The following is a 19,598-nucleotide window of genomic DNA, read 5'->3' as shown; positions in this document are numbered from 1 at the left end:
TTACAATTTGACCAAATGCAGTGAAATTAGCCGCCAGGCACCTGATAGATCGACACCCGAATAAGCCGCGCAACCGTCAATAGGCCTGCTGGACATAGGTCATGCGACCACCGGCAAGCATCAGTGCGCAATACATGTTCAGCTCCACCACCTGGGCCGAGGTGAAGTACTGCGCCAGTTGCGCATAATGCTCATCGCCAATCGCCATATAGTCGCCGGCGAACAGCTCGGCGAAGCGCAAGGCCGCTTGCTCTGCGGGACTGAAGTGCTCGCTGTCGCTGGCCAGACAGGCAATTTCTTCCTCGCTGACTTTGTCCGACTTGCGCGCCAACTGGCAGGCCTGGCAGGTGGTGATGCTGGCGATCTTCAAGCGCAGCAATTCACGCAGGCGCTCGTCGAGGACGCCGTCGCAATGAAAGCTCTCCATCAGGGCCAGCCATGCCAGAGCCACCGGCGGACGGTGCGCCCAAACCTGAACAGGTTTGGACGAACTGAGCATGCGACTGGCCTGCCCTCGCGCAATCGCCTCGCGTAGCTCGACCGGCAGCTGTTCCAGATCGAGCATGGCTATCCGCGACATGCTCAGATCCGCTCGATGATGGTCGCAGTGCCGAGACCACCTGCGCAGCAGATCGCCTGCAGACCATAGCGCCCGCCCCGCCGCTCCAGTTCGTTCAACAGGGTGGTCATCAACCGTGCACCACTGGCGCCAAGCGGATGACCGAGGGCGATTGCCCCGCCGTTGACGTTGAGCCGGTCATGGCCGACCCCAGTCTCGTGCATCCAAGCCAGCGGTACGGAGGCGAAGGCTTCGTTGATTTCGAACAGGTCGATGTCATCGAGCGTCAACCCTGCTTTATCCAGCACCTTTCTGGTTGCCTCGATCGGACCGGTCAGCATCAAGGTCGGGTCCACGCCCACAGTGGTGAAGGCGCGGATGCGCGCACGGGCCTTCAGACCCAGGCGCTTGGCGGTATCCGCCGACATCAGCAGCAGCGCCGCCGCCCCATCGGAAATCTGCGAGGAATTACCGGCGGTGATTCGACCGGCGTCGGGGCGAAAGCTGGTTTTCAGGGTCGACAGTTTTTCCCGCGAGGTGTCACGGCGGATGGTCTCGTCCGCCAGCAGCATGCCGACGGGCTCGGTGAGCGAATGCTCACGCACCTCCGCGACCGGTACCGAGATCAGTTCATTAGCGAAATACCCGGCATCGGCTGCTTGCGCCGCACGGCTATGACTGGCGAACGCGTAATCATCCAGCGCATCGCGACTCAACGACCACTTGTCCGCCACCCGCTCGGCGGCCTCGCCCTGGCTGATCAGTTCGTAACGCTCGGCCGCCATCCAGCCGAAGGCTTCGCCATGGATCTCGCGGTTACTGCCCATGGGTACGCGGCTCATGTTTTCCGCACCACCGGCAATGATGATATCGGCGGCGCCCGCAGCAATCGCGCCGACCGCCACATGCACGGCCGCCTCGCCCGAACCGCATTTGCGGTCCAGAGTCATGCCCGGGATACTCACCGGCCAGCCAGCCCCCAACAAGGCGGTGCGCGCAATGTTGGCGGACTGCTCACCGATCTGCGTCACGCAGCCAAAGATCACGTCATCGACCTGCGCGGACGAGAGACCAGTGCGTTCCAGCAGCGCCTTGAGCACCAGCGCCCCCAGATGATCTGCACGCACTCCGGCCAGGCTGCCACGGAAACGCCCGACCGGCGTACGCACGGCATCAACGATTACGACGTCGCTCATAGGGCACTCGCCTTGAGGCCGGAGTTCGGCACCTGCATACCGTCTTCATAGCGGTAGACACCGCACCCGGTCTTGCGTCCCAGGCGACCGGCCGCAACCATCTTGATGATCAGCGGGCACGGGCGAAACTTCTCGCCCAGGGTCTGGTGCAGGTAGCGCAGTACCGACAAGCGGGTATCCCAGCCGGTCAGGTCACCCAGTTCCAGCGGCCCCATCGGGTGGTTGAAACCCAGACGCAGGGCGGTGTCGATATCTTCAGCACTGGCGGTGCCTTCCTGCAGCATGAACATGGCCTCGTTGCCCAACAGCGCAGACATGCGGCTGGTAGTCAGGCCGGGGGACTCGTTGACGATGATCGAGGTCTTGCCCATGGCGTCACACAGCGCGCGAGTGCGGGCCACGGTTTCGTCACTGGTGGCCAGGCCGCGCACCAACTCGATGAGCTTCATCTTGTGCACCGGATTGAAGAAGTGCATACCGATGACCCGATCAGGATTGGGCACTGCAGCGGCGATCTCGGTCACACTCAACGCCGACGTATTGGTCGCGATGATCGCCCCCGGCGCCAGCAGCGGTGCCGCCTGAGTGATCACGGCCTTCTTCACCGCCAACTGCTCGGACACGGTCTCGACTAGCCAATGCGCGTCTATTGCGGCTTCGCTCAGATCACGACAGATAACCAGCCGTGCCAGGGATGCTTGCGCAGACTCTTCGGATACCTTGCCGAGCTTGACCCCAGCACTGAGGATGCTTTCGATGCTGTCCCTGGCGCGGGTCAGCGAGTCGGCATTGGTATCCACCAGCAAGGTGGGAAAACCGGAACTGGCGAAACCATGGGCGATGCCGGTGCCCATGAGCCCGGCACCAACGACTACGACTTTTTCTTCTTTATTCATGCTCATATTCGCTCTCGATTAGACGCGGGACTTTTCGCTGACAACGTTGCGTAACGTACCGATGCCCTCGATCGTTGCTTCGACCACATCCCCGGGATTGAGGAACAATCCGGTGCCCATCCCCACGCCAGCGGGGGAGCCGGTGAAGAGAATGTCGCCACCGGCAAAACTGGAACGCTGCTGGACGAAGCAGATCAACTGACCGACATCCCAGGTCATCTCGGCGGTCGAGCCATCCTGGCGAGTCTCACCGTTGACCTTGAGGGTCAGGCGCACTTTGGGTGAGCCCTCGGGGAACTCGTCCTTGGTGACGACCCAGGGGCCGACACCGGTCGTGCGGTCCTGGCTCTTGGCGGCGAACAGGTCCATGCCGATACCCGCCGGACCGCTGCGTTGCAGGTCGCGGGAACTGACGTCGTTGCCGACGGTATAGCCGAGCACGCAGCCGAGGGGGTTTTCCAGATCGACTTCGGCACTGCCGATTACCACCACCAGCTCCACTTCGTGATCGAGTTCTTCGGTCAGGGGCGGATAGCGGATCGGGTCATGCGCACCGATCAGCGCACCATAGGCCTTGAGAAAGGCCACTGGTTGCACCGGCGAGGCGAGACCGAAATCTTCGGCCAAGTGCTTGGCATAGTTGGCGCCCGCCACCACGACCCGGTTCACCGGCTCTATTGGTGGCAGCAGGTGCACTTCGGACAAGGGCAGCGTCATCCCGGAAAGTCGTAACGCGCTGATCCCGGCCCCTCTGGCAACGGCGGGCGCCCAGCTGCTGAACTCCCCTTCTATAGGGTGTACTTCATCTCGCAGCGGATCGACCACCGCCCAGAACGAGCCTGTTTCATGGTAGGAGCAACGAGCAAGTTTCATCAGACACCAACCTTGCCGACCTTTGCCGGGTCAAGGCGCAACAGCTCGCAGGCGTTCTTCCAACGGATCTTCTGCAGATCTTCATCCGACAGACGTAGCCCTTCGGTCAGGTCATGCCGAACCGCATCGCTGCCACCGAAGTTGGATCCATAAAGAACTCGATCCGCGCCGATAACATCGACCATGGCCTGCCGCATCGGCAGCTCATGCAGCTCCACATCGAAGTAGAAGTTGGGCAGGTAGTCCAGGAAGGGCTTTTTGTTGTGGTAAACATCCAGGTTCGGATTGGTCTGCGCCATACGCCCCAACTGATAGGGAACGAAGCCACCACCGTGGGTGATATAGATCTTCAGATTGGGGAAGCGATCCAGCACACCGCCGTTGATCAGGTACCACAGGCACTTGGTTTCGTCGTAGTTCATGCCGACGATAGCGGTTGTTTCATAACGGTCGGTGTTGGCTTCTTTGCCCCAGGTCACGGACTGGTTGTAACCGTGCACGAAGATTGGCACGTCGAGATCGCACAGCGCCTGCCAGACCGGATCCAGTTCCGGCGAGTCATACTCCATGCCGCCAAAATTGGAGCCCCCAGCAACCAGACCCTTGGCGCCCAGTTCAGTCACCGCGCGACGGATTTCCTTGGCCGCCTCATGTGGCACGTTCAGCGGCGCATGCGCCCAGAACATCAAGCGATTGGGCGCAGCCGAGCAATAATCGGCCAGCACGTCATTGACCTTGCGGGCGAAGGGAACGGCAAACTCGGCCTCGGTCCAGTACATGTAACAGTGACTCGGAACCGACAGGACCTGAGCGTCCTGGCCTGCCGCATCCATCGCGGCGAGGCGGTTGTTCGGGTCCCGCCACTTGGCCATGTACTCTTCAACGTTCAGCGTCTCGCCACGCGCATGGGCCTCACGCAGCGCCTTCTTACGTTCCGGGGCGCCCAGCGACAGGATCCAGTCACCCACACGCAACTTGATGTCGCCATCGGGCTGGGCCTCAAAGGCCGGCCCCCAATAGGGATGCTGGTTGTAGTAATCGGGATGGGGGGCGTGAGCATGAAGGTCGATGAGCATATTCAGGTACCTCGAGGTTGGCACTTTTGTGGTTGTGTGGCGCGGGGCTTTCAGCACGATCCAACGGTCATAAACCACCGTGGAGATAAACGCACAGAGCCCGCAGTCAACTCAGAGCATAAGTTTAAACTGATCATAAATCAAAAATCTGTTCAATATATTTTCAGGCGCGCACAGAAAGCCCATGGCAGAGCCCTGTCTGGCAGCGACCACAGACAAGCAAACGCGCGAGCGGGACAGGCAACGACTCAGGGGCTTAACAGAGGAAGCAGCATCCAGGACGCCGCGTCGCCCTCAATTGCTGAGGGCAGCGGCTAAAGTCCGGGCAAGGGGGAAAGCGTGGGAGAGATCAGCGACGGTTACGCGAAGTCGAACCTAAGGCCAACGCTGCCGCCAGTTTTTTCACGCGAATCGGCAACAGGCGACGACCGGCGCTTTCCGGCACAAGAATCTCACTCAGCACATAACGGATGATCATTTCGCAGATCAATTCACGATCGAGCCTGACACCGAGGCGGGTATCCCAGTCGTCGAAAACGATGTCCAGCAGATCCTGAAAGCGCACGATGGAGTCGTGGAAGATCCGTCGAAAGAAGCTCAGTGCATAATCCGGAGCCACTACCAGCAGGCGCCGCGCTCGGCTTTGCTCCAGATAGTCATCCAGGTAGGCAATCAGTGCATTCAAGCGTGCATCGGGGTCCGTGAGGTCACCCAAGGCCAGTGTCAGCGAACTGTGGAAACTATCGCGCTTATGCCGGGAAAAGGTATCCAACAGGTCTTCCTGGGAAGAAAAATAGCGGTAGAAAGTTCCACGTGAGACGCCCGCGACCTGACAAACATCGAGGATCGAGATGCGATCCGCGCCAGAGCGCAATACCACTTCCTCGGTCGCCACCAGAATGTTGGTGATGGTCTCTTCGGAGCGTCTATTGGGTTTTACCGGGGTACCATTGGTCGATAATCCTGCGCTTTTGGACGAAGTCCTTTTGGCCACTACTGCCGGTTTCTCAGCAGCAGTGATTTTCTTCTTCCTGGGCTTGGCCGGCGCGATTTGATCGGGTTGGGTGGCGAGCTTGGGCATGGATAAACATACTCATTTAAGCTTAAAAAAATGACATTACCACAGGATATAGGCAGGACAGCCGGTTTTTGTTCAAATCTTTAAGGAAGACATTTCATAAATTTGAATCTAGAATCGCATTCTCTCTTCAAAATAAAAGCAGCTTCCCAATGGCTGGGCAGCCTCCATAGGAGAATAGTCATGAGCGGTACTGGTCAACCAGACACCTGGGCAGTGGGCGAAAGAGACACTGTCATCGCAGCACTCGAACGAGCGGTAGTAAGTCATCCGGACAGAATCCTGCTTGATTTCAGCGGAGAGTTATACACTTACTCAGAAGTTGACTCACTTTCCACCAGAATGGCCAACGCCCTGGCCGCCATGGGCGTCCAGGGCGGCGAAACCGTTTTGACCATGCTGGACAACAACATCGATGCGGTCGTCTGTTGGCTGGCAATCAACAAGCTGCGCGCGGTCAGCGTGCCCATCAACACCGCGCTCAAAGGCGAGTTCCTGCGCCACCAGATAGCCGATACCGGTACGGCGCTGATCATTTGCGAGGCGGCTTACCTGGCGCGCATGACGCCCTTGGCCGACCAGCTGACCGTGGTAAAGCAGATTCTCTACCGCGGCGAGCTCGACACGCCGAGCGCCTGCAGCATCCCGATCGCACCGCTGGCAGAGCATCGCGGCCAAGACGACACACCGCTCGCCACAAAGCCCGAGCCGTCCGACCTGGCCTGCCTTATCTACACATCAGGCACCACGGGCCCGTCGAAAGGCTGCATGATCAGCTACAACTTCATGTGCAACCTGGCCCGCCTGCAACTGCGCGCCGGACCGGCCAACGAGAACGACGTCACCATCACGCCGTTGCCGCTGTTCCACATGAACGCCCTCTGCGTCAGCATCATCGCCAGCATCCTGGTTGGCGCGCGTGCTGCCATCCTCCCGCGCTTCTCGGTGTCCAACTTCTGGCAAGAAGTGGAGCGCTCCGGCGCGACCATCGCCTCGATCCTCGGCGGCATGGGCGGCCTGCTGGCTCAGGCGCCGGACAACGATGCCATGAAGCGCTGCTTCGGCCAGATTCACACGGCGCGCGGCAACCCCTATACCGAGGAGACCAAGAAGGTCTGGCGTGAACGCTTTGGTACGCGCCTGGTCGGTGGCAACGGCTATGGCCTCACCGAGGCCTGCGTGATTACCTCGCTGGCAGCCGGCGAATATGCTGCGCCAGGTTCCTCCGGCAAAAGAATTGCCGACTTCGATGTGCGCATCGTTGACGACAATGACGTGGAAGTCCCGGCCAACACCGCTGGCGAAATCGTGGTGCGGCCGCTACGCCCGGACATCATGTTCCAGGGCTACTGGCAGCGCCCGGCAGACACTTTGAAGCTGATGCGCAACATGTGGCTGCACACCGGCGACATTGGCAAGTTCGACGACGAAGGCTTCTTCTACTTTGTCGATCGCAAAAAAGACTACTTGCGCCGCCGTGGTGAAAACATCTCCAGTTTCGAGATGGAAGCCGCGTTCGCCGTGCATCCCGCGCTTGCGGAAGTCGCCGTGCATGCCGTGCCGTCCGACAAGGGCGAGGACGACGTCAAGGTTACCGCGGTACTGCACGAGGGCGTACAGCTCGAAGCGGAAGCGCTATTTCGTTGGGCAACCGACTCGGTGCCCTACTACGCCTTGCCACGTTACATCGAGTTCCGCAGCAGCCTGCCGAAGAACCCGCAAGGCCGGGTACTGAAATACCAATTGCGCGACGAAGGGAAAACAGCCAGCACTTGGGACCTCGAAGACACCGACATCAAGGTCTCGAAACTCTGACGGCGACGCTCCGCGCGCCACACGTATCCATGCCCCCTCTCTCTTGAACGAGAGAGGGGGCATGCTCGTGGGCACTAATGTGCAAGAACGCCAAAGGAGTTGGCCGAGCAACCGCATCTGCCAGAAACGCAACAGTGAAAGCAGATACGGAATTGAGCTACAGCGATCTGTCAGGCTACACGCCGAACACCCAGCGGCGACGCTCACCGGCAAACACGCCAACGACTAGCGTTGGCGTGGATGAACCTGTTCAAGGCGCAACTGAAGTTGCGCCTATGCCTCAATATTCCCGGATAGGCACGCCGGCCGGCCGCGAGTTGTAACCCGGCAGGTGCAGACCGCCGTCGACATGAATGGTCTCGCCGGTGACGAACCGCGACATTTCCGAAGCCAGAAACACCACCACCGGCCCGATATCCTCTTCCGGCTCGCCGCAACGCCCCATCGGCCGCATCGAAGCAGACTTTTCGGCAAAACCAGGGTTCTCTTCCGCCAGCTTATGGAAGGTCGCCCCCATGGCTGTCGGCGCGATGGCGTTCACCCGAATGTTGAAACGCCCCCACTCCGAAGCTGCACTGCGCGTTAGGCCGACAATCGCCGCCTTAGCGGTGTTGTAGTCACCATGCAGCCAGGCGCCGATCTCGGTATCGATCGAATAGAAATTGATGATCTTGCCACCGCCACGCGCTTGCATATGCGGCAGTGCGGCCTTCATCGACCACCAGGCCGCCCATACTGTCGAGTCAAGGGTTTGCGCGAGCATCGCATCGGTCTTCTCCTCGAGCAGCACGTTCGGGGTGGGTGCGAAGGCATTGTTGACCAGGATGTCCAGACCACCAAACTGCTCGACGGCCAGTTGGATAGCCGCTTCGATATCACTCTTGCTGGAGACGTCGGTCTTGATGAATAGCGCCCGTGCGCCCAGGGCCAGTAGCTCCTCGGTCACGGCTTTACCGCTGTCGACATCAAGTTCGGCGACCACAACGGCCGCCCCCGCCTTGGCGAAGCTAAGCGCTACACCCCGACCAATGCCTCCGCCTGCGCCCGTGATTAACGCCACCTGTTCTTGCAGCAGCCCCATGGGGAACTCCTCTTTTGTTTTAGATGTACATTTTTGTTTATAGTGTTCATATACATCCTAATCCAACGTTCCAAGCACGGCTAGAATAACCGTAAGGATAATTAGATATGAGCACCTTTCGCCGTCGAGTGGACATCGCTTCGTCGCAGCAGCATCTTGCAGGTGAAGTGCGCGCCACGCTGGAAGACGACTTCCACCATTTCCGCGTCTGGGCACGCCATGATATTGGGGTGTTGACCGCCATCGGCGGCGAAGCGCTGCGCTATCCCTATTCCGCCTGCCCGCAGGCTACCGACCAGTTGCAGCAACTACTCGGCATGCCCCTCGATCACATTGCCCATTCGGTGACACGCCAGGTCGATGCACAACACCAATGCACCCACCTGCTCGACCTGGCCGGCCTGGCGATCGCCAATGCTGCACGCCAGACGACCCGGCGCCGTTACGACATACAGGTGCCCCAGCGAGTCGACGAGCACACCAGGGCAACATTGCTGTCTGATGGCAATGAACGGCTGGCGTGGGAGGTACAGGGCTCAATCATCCAGGCACCTGCACGCTTCGCCGGGGTCAACCTGCGCGAGGGCATGGCACGATGGGCGCTGAATAACCTGACTAACGAAGAAGCGGAAGCAGCATTGTTGTTGCGACGCTGTACGCTGATTTCCCTGGGCAGGGCATACAATCTCGACGATCAGGTGCATGCAGCCAGCACTGGTCTCTGCTACAGCCAGCAGCCGGAGCGGGCCATGTCTGCCTCAAGAATGATCGGCTCGACCTTGGATTTCAGCGCTGCGCAATCGGCCCTGTGCGCCGACGACCAAGACTGGCTCGGCCAATTGACCCAGAGCCCTGCCGGTTCCGCCTGAAGGCGGCTCCGGCAACGCTCGGAGGTGAGACGCCGGCTAGAGGAAAACCGCCAAGTTAGGCGTTCCCAGCACGGCCTGGTCGATGATGACCTCACGCCGCGCCAACTTGAAACCGTCCTCGCCTAGACGCAACACATCGCGACGCTCGCCACTGACGATATCGACGTGATGGTCCTTGAAGCGGTTACGGGTCAGCAACAGGTAGCTGGTGACAACGAACTCGTTGGCGTTTTCCGTCTCCTCGACGAAGACGTTGGTGACCAGCCGACGCGTGCGCGAGGGCGGATCCTCGGCCCAGGCGCTCTTGCCTGAGAGGCGCAGGATGCGCCCCATGATCGAACGGTAGTCGTCGTGGTAATGCTGCACGCTACGCACGATGCTAGCCGACTGATCGGCCTGCAGGCGGGTATGCCGCAGTGGTACGGTATAGACCAAGTCAGTGGCAAGCAGCTCGCTCCATTCCTTGAGGCGAATCTGGTCGAGTAGCGTGGCCTCCTCGTAGAGGAAGGTCAGCACCTGATTGTAGAGATCCGAGCCGATAGAAACACGCTTAATGCCAACCGGCGAACCCGGCTGAATCTGCTCGGCACCGCGTTCTTGTACTTGAGCCATGGGTAACTCCCTGAAACTTATTGTTGTGATCGAGAGATGAGCGGACGTGCAGGTCAGTCCTGCGCAGTCATCAGCTCATGCCAATACAACCACCAGTGCCACTGGGTATCGTCCTTGGTGAAACCTTCATTGACGATGCCTGGCCCTGGCCAGCCCTCGGGTGCGCCGGTTTCAAAACACGCCTGGTATTTCAGGGTGCTCTTGCGGCCCATGGCGCCTTTGGCGGACAGCGTCATGTGCGGCCAGGTATCGGAGTCGTCCTGCTCGACCATGCCGGAGGTGCCGAACAACTGGATGGTCTGCTTGAGCATTTTCTCACGCAGTTCGGCCGGTGCATCTTTCTCGGCGAAGATCCAATTAACGAACTCGAGCTTGTCGGGCCCGTGCGGCACATAGGCATGCAGGGTCATGGAACCGACCACAGTGCCGTCGGGCTGGGGAATGTAAACGAAACCGAAGAGAATGTTCGGGAACATGCCGCCAACCTGCGGTGGCATGGTGGTCAGCACCTGCAACTGCTCTTCAGTCAGATTGCGCGCCAATTGCTCGACCATGTCATGGGTCATGCCGGCTGGCGGCAACGCATCAAGCTTTTCCTGGACCGATAGTTCAGCAGGATCGAGCCCGGTCAGACGCTTGATCTTGCGCGCCAGATCGATGCAGCGCAGTGCATGGCCATGCGGCGAGCTGATTTCTACACCGATCATCTCCGGACTCAGATCCGTACCTTCACCCTCGCCTTCGCCTTTCTTGGCGTAGTTGCCGACCTCACCCAGCCAACGGTGCAAGGTCAGGGTATGGAAGCCATCTGCTGCCGACTGTTCGCCAGCGGTCTTCCAGTTGGCGTTGACGATGAAGCGCTGTGGCGGACCGAGCACCTCCATGCCCTTGTCGCTGCGACAGAACAGCATGTCGTAGTACCACTTGGCATCGCCGAGGAACTCGTCAAAGGAAGGCCCCTCAATGTTCCAGGTGGCGAAGACCAGCCCGCCGTAGAGCGTCACACGGGCCTTCTTCAGACCCAGTTCCTCCTTGGCCATCATCTTGCCATGCATGCACTCGCGCTCGATCGGCGAACCGATGAAGTCGCCGTTTGGACGAAACGCCCAACCGTGATAGATGCATTTGTGGATCTGCGTATTGCCGCAATCGGCAGTGCTGATACGCATGCCGCGGTGCGGACAGACGTTAAGCGACACGAATACTTCACCGTCCTTGCCGCGGGCGGCAATGACTGAATCCGACCCCATATCGCGGACCATGAAATCGCCCGAGTTGGGGATCTCCGATTCGTGCCCGAGCAGAATCCAGATCTTACCGAAGATTTTTTCCATCTCCAGTTCGTAGATTTCCCGATCCGACAGCACACGCATCCGCACTTCTCGAGTCGAGGGATAGATAAGGTCCGAAACCTTGGTTCCATCGGACAACACAGGGCTTGTTGTTGTTGACATGATTGCCTCCTGTTCAGGGCGCTACGGCTATATGAGACGCAACAAAATATAAGACACTTTTATAGAAAATGTATACCTATCGCGTTTTACCCGGCGAATAAATGCTCTTCTCTTCCAGTATTTCGCCCGGTAAAGGCCATGTACTGCGGCTCAACGACAAATTGCCGGCAGCCGGATGTACACATCAGGACACAGTTTGTTCGGCAGCTCACACACGGGTACGCAGCACACCGATGCCATCGACTTCCAACTCAACCAAATCGCCCGGCTTGAGGTAACGCAACTGCTCCAGGCCGCAACCGTTGCCCACCGTACCCGAGCCGAGAAACTCACCGGGATACAGGGTTTCCGAGCGCGACACATGGGCGATAACGTCCTCGAAGCGCCAGCGCATATCTCGGGTATTGCCGCGCCCCCACTCCTCGCCATTGACTCGCGCAACCATGTTCAGGTCGTAAGGGTCGCCGAGTTCGTCGGCGGTCACCAGGCACGGCCCCATGATGTTGCCAGTGTCGAAATCTTTGCTCTTGGCCGGACCGAGCATGCCGGGCATTTCCTTGGCCTGGGCATCCCGCGCGCTCATGTCGTTGAAGATGGTGTAGCCGACAATGTGCGAGCGCGCAGCCTCACGGCTGATGTCCTTGCCGCGCTTGCCAATGTAGCAACCAAACTCCAACTCGAAGTCCATCGCCTTGCTGTAGCTCGGCCACTGGAATTCATCGTCAACGCCGATGACCGCGAAACGGTTGCATTTGTAATAAATGGGCTGGCGATTGAAGGTCTCAATCACCCGATCGTCGGCACGGGTGTTCATTTCCCGCAGGGTGGCTTCCGGATCAGGCGTGCGCAGTGCCCGCGCCCGGCGCGCCGCGGCGAAGCTTTGCCGCAGGTGCAGCTCGAAGCAGGAGCAATCACGCATTTGCGGTGGCGGCTGGATAGGCGCGCGCAACTTGACGGCGGAGCGCTGCAACACCGCACCTGCAGGCGCTTGCGCCAGCAGCGAGCGGGCCAGTTCGAGCGCCGGTTCACCGGCCTCGACCAACGCCAGCACACTGGCAAGTTGCGCGCTATCACGGCCCTGCAGCGTGCGATAGGCCTGCTGCAAATCGAGCACAACCTGATCGTTTTCAAGCAAGGCGCCGGCGCGCTCGAAGCCTGCGCCATCGGTAAAGGTCACGAGTCTCATTGGCTATCCGCTCCCATCGAAAATATCCAGCTGGCTAAGCTGTTCATACCCGCCCGGCCACCGGCAGACAGGCGCCAGTCACCACCGCGGCGGCGTCCGACAGGAGGAAGGCAATCACCCCGGCCAAGGCTGTCGGCGAGACCCAGCGACTGGCGTCGGCATCCGGCATGTCCGCCCGATTGGCGGGTGTGTCGATAATGCTCGGCAGCACGGCATTGACCGTAATTCCGCGATCCTTCAGCTCTTCGGCCAACGCCTCGGTCAAACGCGCGACACCGGCCTTGGATGCAGCATAGGCGCCCATGCCCTGCTCGGCTTTCAGCGAGGCCAGCGCGCCGATATTGACGATACGGCCTGCCGCTGCTGCCAGCAGATGCGGCAGTGCCGCCTGGCAACTGACCACGGCTGTACGCAGGTTCATCTGGTACAGGCGATCCCAGGTTTCCAGGCTGCCGTCTTCCAGGGTTTCCCAGGCAAAGCCGCCGGCCACGTTGACCAGGCCATCGATGCGGCCGAAATGCTCGGCCACGCGGGCCAGGGCCTCCTTGGCCGAGTCCGCGGACGTCAGGTCGACGCCCCCCAATGGCAGCAGATTCTGCACGTCGCGCAAGGCGGCGGGGGCTTCCGCGCGATCGAGCAATGCGACACGCGCGCCGCGCTCCAGCAATAGCTGGCCGAGACTGCTGCCCAACGTGCCGAAGCCGCCGGTTATGATGACAATCTTGTCCTGCAAAGACGGGGACATAGTGGAGTTCCTCTTGTTGTTTACGGGCCGGCCGTGGCTAAGCCCAGCCGCACGGAGGCATAAAATATGACACTTTTCAAAAATATGTACAAATGTTAACGTGGCTTCCATGAGTCGTCGCCTCTTCCAGGAATGCCTGATGCCTAGAAAACTGCCCGCCCTCAACGCCGACAATCGTGCCTTCTGGCAAGGTGGCGAGCACGGTGAACTATTGATTCACCGCTGCCTTGGCTGCGAACGCTTTTTCCATCCGCCAGGACCGATCTGCCCGCAGTGCGCTAGCTTGGAAGTCGAGCCGCGCGCGGTCTCCGGCAAGGGCAAGGTCCTCAGCTACACCCTCAACTATCAGCCGTGGATCGCCGAACTCGAACTCCCCTACGTCGTCGCGATCATCGAGTTGGCCGAGCAGCCGGGCCTGCGCTTCATCAGTAATGTCGTGGGCATGGATCCGCTTGCGGTTCGCATAGACATGCCGGTTCGGGTCAGCTTCCTGCACGTCGAAGACGTTTGGCTACCACTGTTCGAAAGGGATTAATGATGTTCGATCACCGCTATGAGAAAGAGGTCGCCATTACCGGGATCGGTCAGTCCGAAGTGGGCCGCCCGTCGTCGAAATCGGCCATGCGCCTGACCGTCGATGCCTGCCTAGAGGCCATCGCCGATGCTGGACTCGAGCGTAGCGACATAGATGGCGTCGCCTGCTGGCCAGGCGACAACAACAACGGCGATCCCTTTTCGCCAGTCGGCCCCAGCGCACTGAAGAGCGCCCTAGGGTTGAACGTCAACTGGTTTGGCGGCGGTTATGAAGGCCCGGGGCCGCTTGCGGGGGTGATCAATGGCGCCATGGCCATTGCCGCAGGGCTGTGCAACCACGTGCTGGTGTTCCGCACCATTACCGAGGCGTCGGCACGCTTACATAATAAGCAAGCCGGCGCACTCAGCAATAAGACTCAAGGGCGTGACAGCAGCTATTCTTGGCAATGGTTCACGCCGTTCAATGTGCTGTCCGGCATCAACTTGATGGCCCTGTATGCACAGCGCCACTTCCATGTATATGGCACGCAACCTGAACAGCTCGCGCAAATCGCCCTGACCTGCCGGCGGAACGCGATGCGCAATCCGAAGGCCATCTACCGCACGCCGATGTCGATGGATGACTACATGCAGTCGCGGATGATATCCACACCGCTGCGGATGTTCGATTGCGACGTGCACTGCGACGCCTCGACCGCCATTGTCCTGTCGCGCCGGGATGCCGCGCGGGACACGCGCCAGCCGCCGATCCGTATCGAGGCGATCGGCGCAGCGCTCAACCAGCCCTGGTCATGGGATCAGATCTCGCTGACTGAGATGGCAGCATTCGATGTTGGCCGGATGATGTGGGCACGCACCGACTACGCGCCCAGCGACGTTGATTCGGCTCAGCTGTACGATGGCTTCTCTATTCTGACCATGATCTGGCTGGAGGCTCTGGGGCTCTGCCCTGTGGGCCAAAGCGGCGCTTTCGTCGAAGGGGGACAGCGAATTGCCCTAGATGGCGAACTGCCTATCAACACCAACGGCGGTCAACTATCCGGCGGGCGCACACACGGCTTAGGTTATGTCCATGAGGCATGCCTGCAGCTGTGGGGTCGAGCTGCCGGCCGGCAAGCCGCCGACCAACGCGTCACAGTAGTCGCCGCGGGCGGTGGGCCACTCGGTGGCAGCTTGCTGCTGGTCAGGGAGTGAACCACCCTGCCGTACTTGTACCGTGCGTCTTCAGAACAGCACTGTTGCCAGTTCCGAGCAGAACTCGATAAGCGCTTCGCCCAATGCTTTGACCCCCTCCTCGTCGCGCTGGCCGCGGAACAATACAGCCGACACGGTAAAGTCGATTGAATCCGAGGGTGAATAGACGGGCGCGGCGACGGCCAGGATACCGACGGAAAAATGGCCATCATCCAGCGCCCAGCCGCGATGAGCAGCAAGTCGCACCTCTTCACGGTAGGTCTCGAAGGGCAAGGGCCGCGCCCAGCGAATTTTTTCGAAGCCTGCTCGTATTTCTGGATCATCCAGGTTCATCTGGGTGGCAAACAACCTTCCGCTTGCACCCATCAGCATCGGCAGCCGCTGGCCTTCCGCCATGTCGATACGCACGTCGGTGGGGCTGGCGGCTGAACTCACGATAACAATGCGATCCGATCCTATGCGGCGCCATAGGGTCACCGTCACCCGGAGTCGCGCCGCCAGGTTCTGCAGCAGCGGTTTCGCCAGCTGCACACGCTGGCCCTGAGTGACTAAGTGCTCGACAAGCCGAGCTAGTCCCAATCCCACCGAATAGCGCTTCGACATGGCGTTGAAGTCCACCACATCCTCCATCACCAGCGTACGCAGGATGTTGAAGCAGGTACTGGGGTTGATCGATAAGCGGCGGGCAATGTCCACCGAACGCTCGGGCGTTCCGACCTGGCTCAGGTGGCGGAGGATGCGAATCGCATTGGCGACCGGTTTGACAGTCACCGCGCTGGCAGCTTTGCGAGCGTCATTGGGGTCTACAAGGTCGGTGCTGTCCATGGGGTTTCTCGATTAGCGTAGCGGGAGCCAGAACGCAATTCTATACCGAGAATGATAAGGCGCGGTAAATTTAATATGGAGATTAAATGCTGAGCAGATCTCTTTGCTCAACATACGTCTGCGGGAGCCTGATAGATATAACGCCTGGGCGTCAGAGGCTCGAAACGAAACCTGGACAAGCTACGCTCAAGGAACTCATCGTTCAGGGTCACCCGCTCTGGCTGACGCAGATAATCCAGCCAGGACTCGACGATAAAGCGCTCGACGTAGTGATCGGTTTCGCCGAGGTCACGATAAAGTCGCCAGTTCTGCGCGCCGTTGCGCCGCCGCGACTGGCCGACGGCATAGACGATGCGCAGGAAGTCGTCACGTTCGTCTGCGACCACCCGGTAGCTGATCTCCACGCAGACAGGCCCGTCGCCATGGGACACCTCACCCGCCAGCACCAGCTTATCGGTCTGCTGGGCGTCGGCGAAATCCGCTTCCTGGCCCATGGCAATTGTTCCGCCGCGGGTCAGTAGCACCCCTAGCAGGATGCTCGCCGCCGAAAGCAGCAGGCTGTTTTCCAGGCCAAAATACTGTGCCAGCGCGCCCCATAGGACACCGCCCACAGCCATCGAGCCCATCAGCACCAGTAGGTACACCGAGGCGACGCGCGCGCGCACCCAGTTCGCCGCATAGGTCTGCACCACGGTGGAGATAGTCGCGTTCACCGCCATCCAGCCCATGCCAGCGAGCAGCAGCATTACGCAGACCACCCCCTGGCTGTGCGACAGCGCCGCTGCCAGGGTTGCCGCCGCGAACGCGAAGGCGCCGGCGACGATCAGCCGGCGCAGGGCAAAGCGGCGATAAACGCTGGTGAGGCCGAGAGCGGCCAGCACCGCACCTGCGCCCATGAAGGCCATCAGCAGACCATAGCCACCTGCGCCCATGCCCAGTTCGTTCTTGGTCACCAGCGGCATCAGCGCCCAGAGCGCGCTGGCGCAACTGGTGAAGACGAACACCTGCTTGAGCGCATTGGACAACACTTGCGAGTGGCGGATATAGCGCAGACCGCTGCGCATGCCGCCGAACAGGGTTTCCGGCGGCAAACCCTCGACACGGGCTTTGGCGGGAAGGTGGAAGATGATGAAGACAATCACCACGGCCATACACAGGGTGATGACCAGGAACACCGAGGCGCTGTTCCACCAGGCGATCAGCGCGCCGGCCAGGGCCGGTCCCAGGGCGCGAGTGGCATTGATCGAGATGCCGCTGAGGGAAACAGCCGCCGGTACCTGCTCGCGCGGGATCACGCCGACCAGCGTGATCATCCAGGCCGTCATGCCCAGCGCGCTGCCAGTGCCAAGGACGAAGGTGAACAAGAGCAGCGACCAAGCCTGCAGCAGGTCGAGCCAGGCCAGCAGACAGAGCACCGCGGCCGCCACGAGAATGGCTGATTGGGTGTACAGCAGCAGGCGTCGCGGGTCCATGCGATCGGCGAGTACCCCGCCCGGCAGGCCGAAGAGGAACACCGGCAGGGTAATCGCGGTCTGCACCAGCGAAACCATCAAGGGCGAGGCAGACAACTGGGTCATGATCCAGGCTGCGCCGACCGTCTGCATCCAGATCGCCATATTGGCCACCGCACAGGCGAGCCACACCCCCACGAACAGTCGGTGGCGCAGCGGCGCCCAGAACGAGGCGTGCTCCGGTATCGTTGCGCTCACCGGGGGGGCATGCCTGTCCATGCTCATACGCCGGTGGGCAGCCCCAGCCGCCCGACCTCTCGCGCCGGACGCAAGCGCCGCGGCGCGCCGACGCGGTTGCGTAACTGGCCGATGCCTTGAATGTGCGCCTCGACCAGGTCTCCGGGCTTCAGGAAACGCCCGCTTTCAAGGCCTACGCCATGGGTCGAACCGGTGAACAGCAGATCGCCGGGGCGCAGTTCGATACGTCCATCGAGGTAATTGAGCAACTCATCGACGGGAAAGATCATGTTGCGGGTATTGTCCTGCTGGCGTTGCTCGCCATTGACGCTCAGGCTCATCTCCAACTGCGGCTGCCCACTGCCGCCCAGCTGATCGAGCGTGACGATCCAGGGCCCGAGTGGCGTGGTGCGATCCATGCTTTTTTGCGTGAACAGATCGAGACGCCCGATCTGCCGGCCGGCATCGCGCGCACTGATATCGTTGCCGACTGTATAACCGAGCAGGCAACTGCTGGCCTGCGGCTCATCCAGCAAAGGCCGGGCGACCATAGCCACCAGCTCGACTTCGTAATCCAACTCGGCTGTCAGCACCGGATACTGAATCTCATCCCGTGGGCCGAGTAGGGCCGAATCCGCTTTCAGGTATGCCAGGGTGTGCGCCGGTGCTGCGCTGCCCAGGCGCTGCAGATGACTCAGGTAGTTCAAGCCAACGCCAAACACCCGGGCACCTGGCTGCAGCGGTGGCAGCAGCCGGCAGCGAGCCAGCTCGATGCGTTCCTCGGCCAGATCCAACGCCGCGATCCCTTGCTGAGCCAGCACTGCCACCCACTCAGCAAAAGGCGCACGAATGCGCCTCAGTGGACCGGATGGCGACTCCAGCAAAGCCCAGAATGCCTCGCCAGTAACTTCAACCCGAGCCAGGCGCATGCTTAGCGTTTGCGGGCCAGGTATTCCGGGTCCAGCACTTCCTCAGGCGTACGTACGCTCGGCCCGAGGATCGGCCCCACCATCTCGTGGCCCCAGACGCTCAGCACCTCGGGATTGAGCTCATAGTGGTCACCCTGCCAGGGCTCGATCTCGGCAATGGTCTCAAACGCGAAGCCAGACGGATTGAAGTGGTAGAAGGATACATGCGGATCCTGGCAATGCTGCCCCAGCGTCATCATCATCGGCAGCTCGCGTTTCTTGACAATGTCGTAGGTCTCGCCGACATCGCGGATGCTGTTGACGACTATACCCACGTGCTGCACGCCCATGCGACCAGGCCCGTGGCCATAGGCGATATCGTGGCTAGTGTGGTTATTTAACTTGGAGCGGAAGAAGCCCGTACGGCCTTTGCCGGCACCAGCGCCGTACCAGCGGAAACCCATGACTTCGATGAGGAAGTGCTCAAGCTCCGGCGTGTATTCGGGGGTGATCAACACCACATGACCGGCACCGCGTTCGTCGGCCAGAAACCCACCATGCGGACGACCCGGCTGGAAGGAGCGTGGTGTCCACTTCTGCGCATAGAACAGCTCATGCTGATAGCCGACCGGATCGCGGAAGCGAATCAGCTCGCGCACCCCGCGCTTCTCACACAATTCGGCATCACCACGGGTGAACTCGACTCCAGCAGCGCTGAACTTCTTCAAGGCATCCTCGAACGCCATGCGCCCGATCGCCTCCCAGCCAATGTAGGCGATACGGTCGATCTTTCCCGGATGGAAGGCGAAGCGATGCCGACGGTCGTCGATGCGGAAATACAGCGAATCCGGATCGCTCTCGGGATTGCGGCCAATACCGAAACCCATCACCTGCGGGCCGTACTCGCGCCAGGCTTCGATGTTCGCGGTCTCGAAGCCCATGTAGCCAATGCCAATGATGTCCATGACTATTCACCTGTTCTTGTACGATTTCATTCGTCCTAGCGCCA

At 60.4% G+C, this 19,598-nt stretch carries 19 protein-coding genes; 4 read left to right on the top strand and 15 right to left on the bottom strand.

Annotated elements, in window-relative coordinates:
* Positions 1-76 precede the first annotated feature (76 nt).
* From PH586_RS08010 to PH586_RS07985, 6 genes are all read right to left on the bottom strand, one after another.
* The gene (locus tag PH586_RS08010) at positions 77-580 is read right to left on the bottom strand and encodes a carboxymuconolactone decarboxylase family protein (protein ID WP_271347233.1); all 504 of its coding nucleotides are present in this window, start codon (positions 578-580) and stop codon (positions 77-79) included.
* Between the two features lie 2 nt (positions 581-582).
* Entirely contained in the window at positions 583-1,755 is a 1,173-nt protein-coding gene (locus PH586_RS08005) for a thiolase family protein (RefSeq protein ID WP_271347232.1), read from the bottom strand.
* Positions 1,752-2,657 carry a 3-hydroxyacyl-CoA dehydrogenase gene (locus tag PH586_RS08000; protein WP_271347231.1) on the bottom strand — a complete coding sequence of 302 codons (906 nt, stop codon included), beginning with the start codon at positions 2,655-2,657 and terminating at the stop codon, positions 1,752-1,754. Before PH586_RS08000 ends, PH586_RS08005 begins: the two co-directional genes overlap by 4 nt.
* Before the next feature lie 12 nt (positions 2,658-2,669).
* Positions 2,670-3,524 (bottom strand): fumarylacetoacetate hydrolase family protein, encoded by an 855-nt coding sequence (locus PH586_RS07995; RefSeq protein WP_271347230.1) that lies wholly within the window; start codon positions 3,522-3,524, stop codon positions 2,670-2,672.
* Entirely contained in the window at positions 3,524-4,600 is a 1,077-nt protein-coding gene (locus tag PH586_RS07990; RefSeq protein WP_271347229.1) for an amidohydrolase family protein, read from the bottom strand. Before PH586_RS07990 ends, PH586_RS07995 begins: the two co-directional genes overlap by 1 nt.
* A gap of 349 nt (positions 4,601-4,949) precedes the next feature.
* Positions 4,950-5,681, bottom strand: a complete 732-nt coding sequence (locus PH586_RS07985) for a TetR/AcrR family transcriptional regulator (protein ID WP_271347228.1) — start codon at positions 5,679-5,681, stop codon at positions 4,950-4,952.
* 180 nt (positions 5,682-5,861) lie between these two features.
* Here PH586_RS07985 and PH586_RS07980 point away from each other — a divergent pair, with 180 nt between their 5' ends.
* Positions 5,862-7,493, top strand: coding sequence for an ATP-dependent acyl-CoA ligase (locus tag PH586_RS07980; RefSeq protein ID WP_271347529.1), 1,632 nt, complete (start codon positions 5,862-5,864; stop codon positions 7,491-7,493).
* A gap of 280 nt (positions 7,494-7,773) precedes the next feature.
* Here the strand turns inward: PH586_RS07980 and PH586_RS07975 are convergent, their stop codons facing one another.
* Positions 7,774-8,574 (bottom strand): SDR family NAD(P)-dependent oxidoreductase, encoded by an 801-nt coding sequence (locus tag PH586_RS07975; protein ID WP_271347227.1) that lies wholly within the window; start codon positions 8,572-8,574, stop codon positions 7,774-7,776.
* Between the two features lie 107 nt (positions 8,575-8,681).
* Here PH586_RS07975 and PH586_RS07970 point away from each other — a divergent pair, with 107 nt between their 5' ends.
* Positions 8,682-9,443, top strand: coding sequence for a DUF2889 domain-containing protein (locus tag PH586_RS07970; RefSeq protein WP_271347226.1), 762 nt, complete (start codon positions 8,682-8,684; stop codon positions 9,441-9,443).
* A 36-nt stretch (positions 9,444-9,479) separates the two neighbouring features.
* Here the strand turns inward: PH586_RS07970 and PH586_RS07965 are convergent, their stop codons facing one another.
* From PH586_RS07965 to PH586_RS07950, 4 genes are all read right to left on the bottom strand, one after another.
* Entirely contained in the window at positions 9,480-10,055 is a 576-nt protein-coding gene (locus PH586_RS07965) for an aromatic-ring-hydroxylating dioxygenase subunit beta (protein WP_271347225.1), read from the bottom strand.
* 53 nt (positions 10,056-10,108) lie between these two features.
* Positions 10,109-11,509 carry an aromatic ring-hydroxylating dioxygenase subunit alpha gene (locus tag PH586_RS07960; protein ID WP_271347224.1) on the bottom strand — a complete coding sequence of 467 codons (1,401 nt, stop codon included), beginning with the start codon at positions 11,507-11,509 and terminating at the stop codon, positions 10,109-10,111.
* A gap of 208 nt (positions 11,510-11,717) precedes the next feature.
* Positions 11,718-12,695 (bottom strand): fumarylacetoacetate hydrolase family protein, encoded by a 978-nt coding sequence (locus tag PH586_RS07955; RefSeq protein ID WP_271347223.1) that lies wholly within the window; start codon positions 12,693-12,695, stop codon positions 11,718-11,720.
* Positions 12,696-12,738: 43 nt separating this feature from the next.
* The gene (locus PH586_RS07950; RefSeq protein WP_271347222.1) at positions 12,739-13,440 is read right to left on the bottom strand and encodes an SDR family NAD(P)-dependent oxidoreductase; all 702 of its coding nucleotides are present in this window, start codon (positions 13,438-13,440) and stop codon (positions 12,739-12,741) included.
* A 139-nt stretch (positions 13,441-13,579) separates the two neighbouring features.
* On the opposite strand from PH586_RS07950, the gene PH586_RS07945 reads away from it, so the two are divergent.
* The gene (locus PH586_RS07945) at positions 13,580-13,975 is read left to right on the top strand and encodes a Zn-ribbon domain-containing OB-fold protein (protein ID WP_333908323.1); all 396 of its coding nucleotides are present in this window, start codon (positions 13,580-13,582) and stop codon (positions 13,973-13,975) included.
* Positions 13,976-13,977: 2 nt separating this feature from the next.
* A complete protein-coding gene (locus PH586_RS07940; protein WP_271347220.1) occupies positions 13,978-15,168 on the top strand; it encodes a thiolase family protein in 1,191 nt (396 codons plus the stop codon).
* 30 nt (positions 15,169-15,198) lie between these two features.
* On the opposite strand, the gene PH586_RS07935 is transcribed toward PH586_RS07940, so the two are convergent.
* From PH586_RS07935 to PH586_RS07920, 4 genes are all read right to left on the bottom strand, one after another.
* Positions 15,199-15,993: an IclR family transcriptional regulator gene (locus PH586_RS07935; RefSeq protein ID WP_271347219.1), complete on the bottom strand. Its 795-nt coding sequence runs from the start codon at positions 15,991-15,993 to the stop codon at positions 15,199-15,201.
* Positions 15,994-16,100: 107 nt separating this feature from the next.
* Positions 16,101-17,702, bottom strand: a complete 1,602-nt coding sequence (locus tag PH586_RS07930) for an MFS transporter (RefSeq protein WP_408636794.1) — start codon at positions 17,700-17,702, stop codon at positions 16,101-16,103.
* A gap of 23 nt (positions 17,703-17,725) precedes the next feature.
* The gene (locus tag PH586_RS07925) at positions 17,726-18,610 is read right to left on the bottom strand and encodes a fumarylacetoacetate hydrolase family protein (RefSeq protein ID WP_271347217.1); all 885 of its coding nucleotides are present in this window, start codon (positions 18,608-18,610) and stop codon (positions 17,726-17,728) included.
* A gap of 2 nt (positions 18,611-18,612) precedes the next feature.
* A complete protein-coding gene (locus tag PH586_RS07920; RefSeq protein ID WP_271347216.1) occupies positions 18,613-19,554 on the bottom strand; it encodes a VOC family protein in 942 nt (313 codons plus the stop codon).
* Between the last annotated feature and the right edge of the window lie 44 nt (positions 19,555-19,598).

It is taken from the genome of Pseudomonas aestuarii (genome assembly GCF_027988105.1).
Classification (GTDB): Bacteria; Pseudomonadota; Gammaproteobacteria; order Pseudomonadales; family Pseudomonadaceae; genus Aquipseudomonas; species Aquipseudomonas aestuarii.
This window is presented reverse-complemented; position numbering and strand designations above follow the sequence as displayed.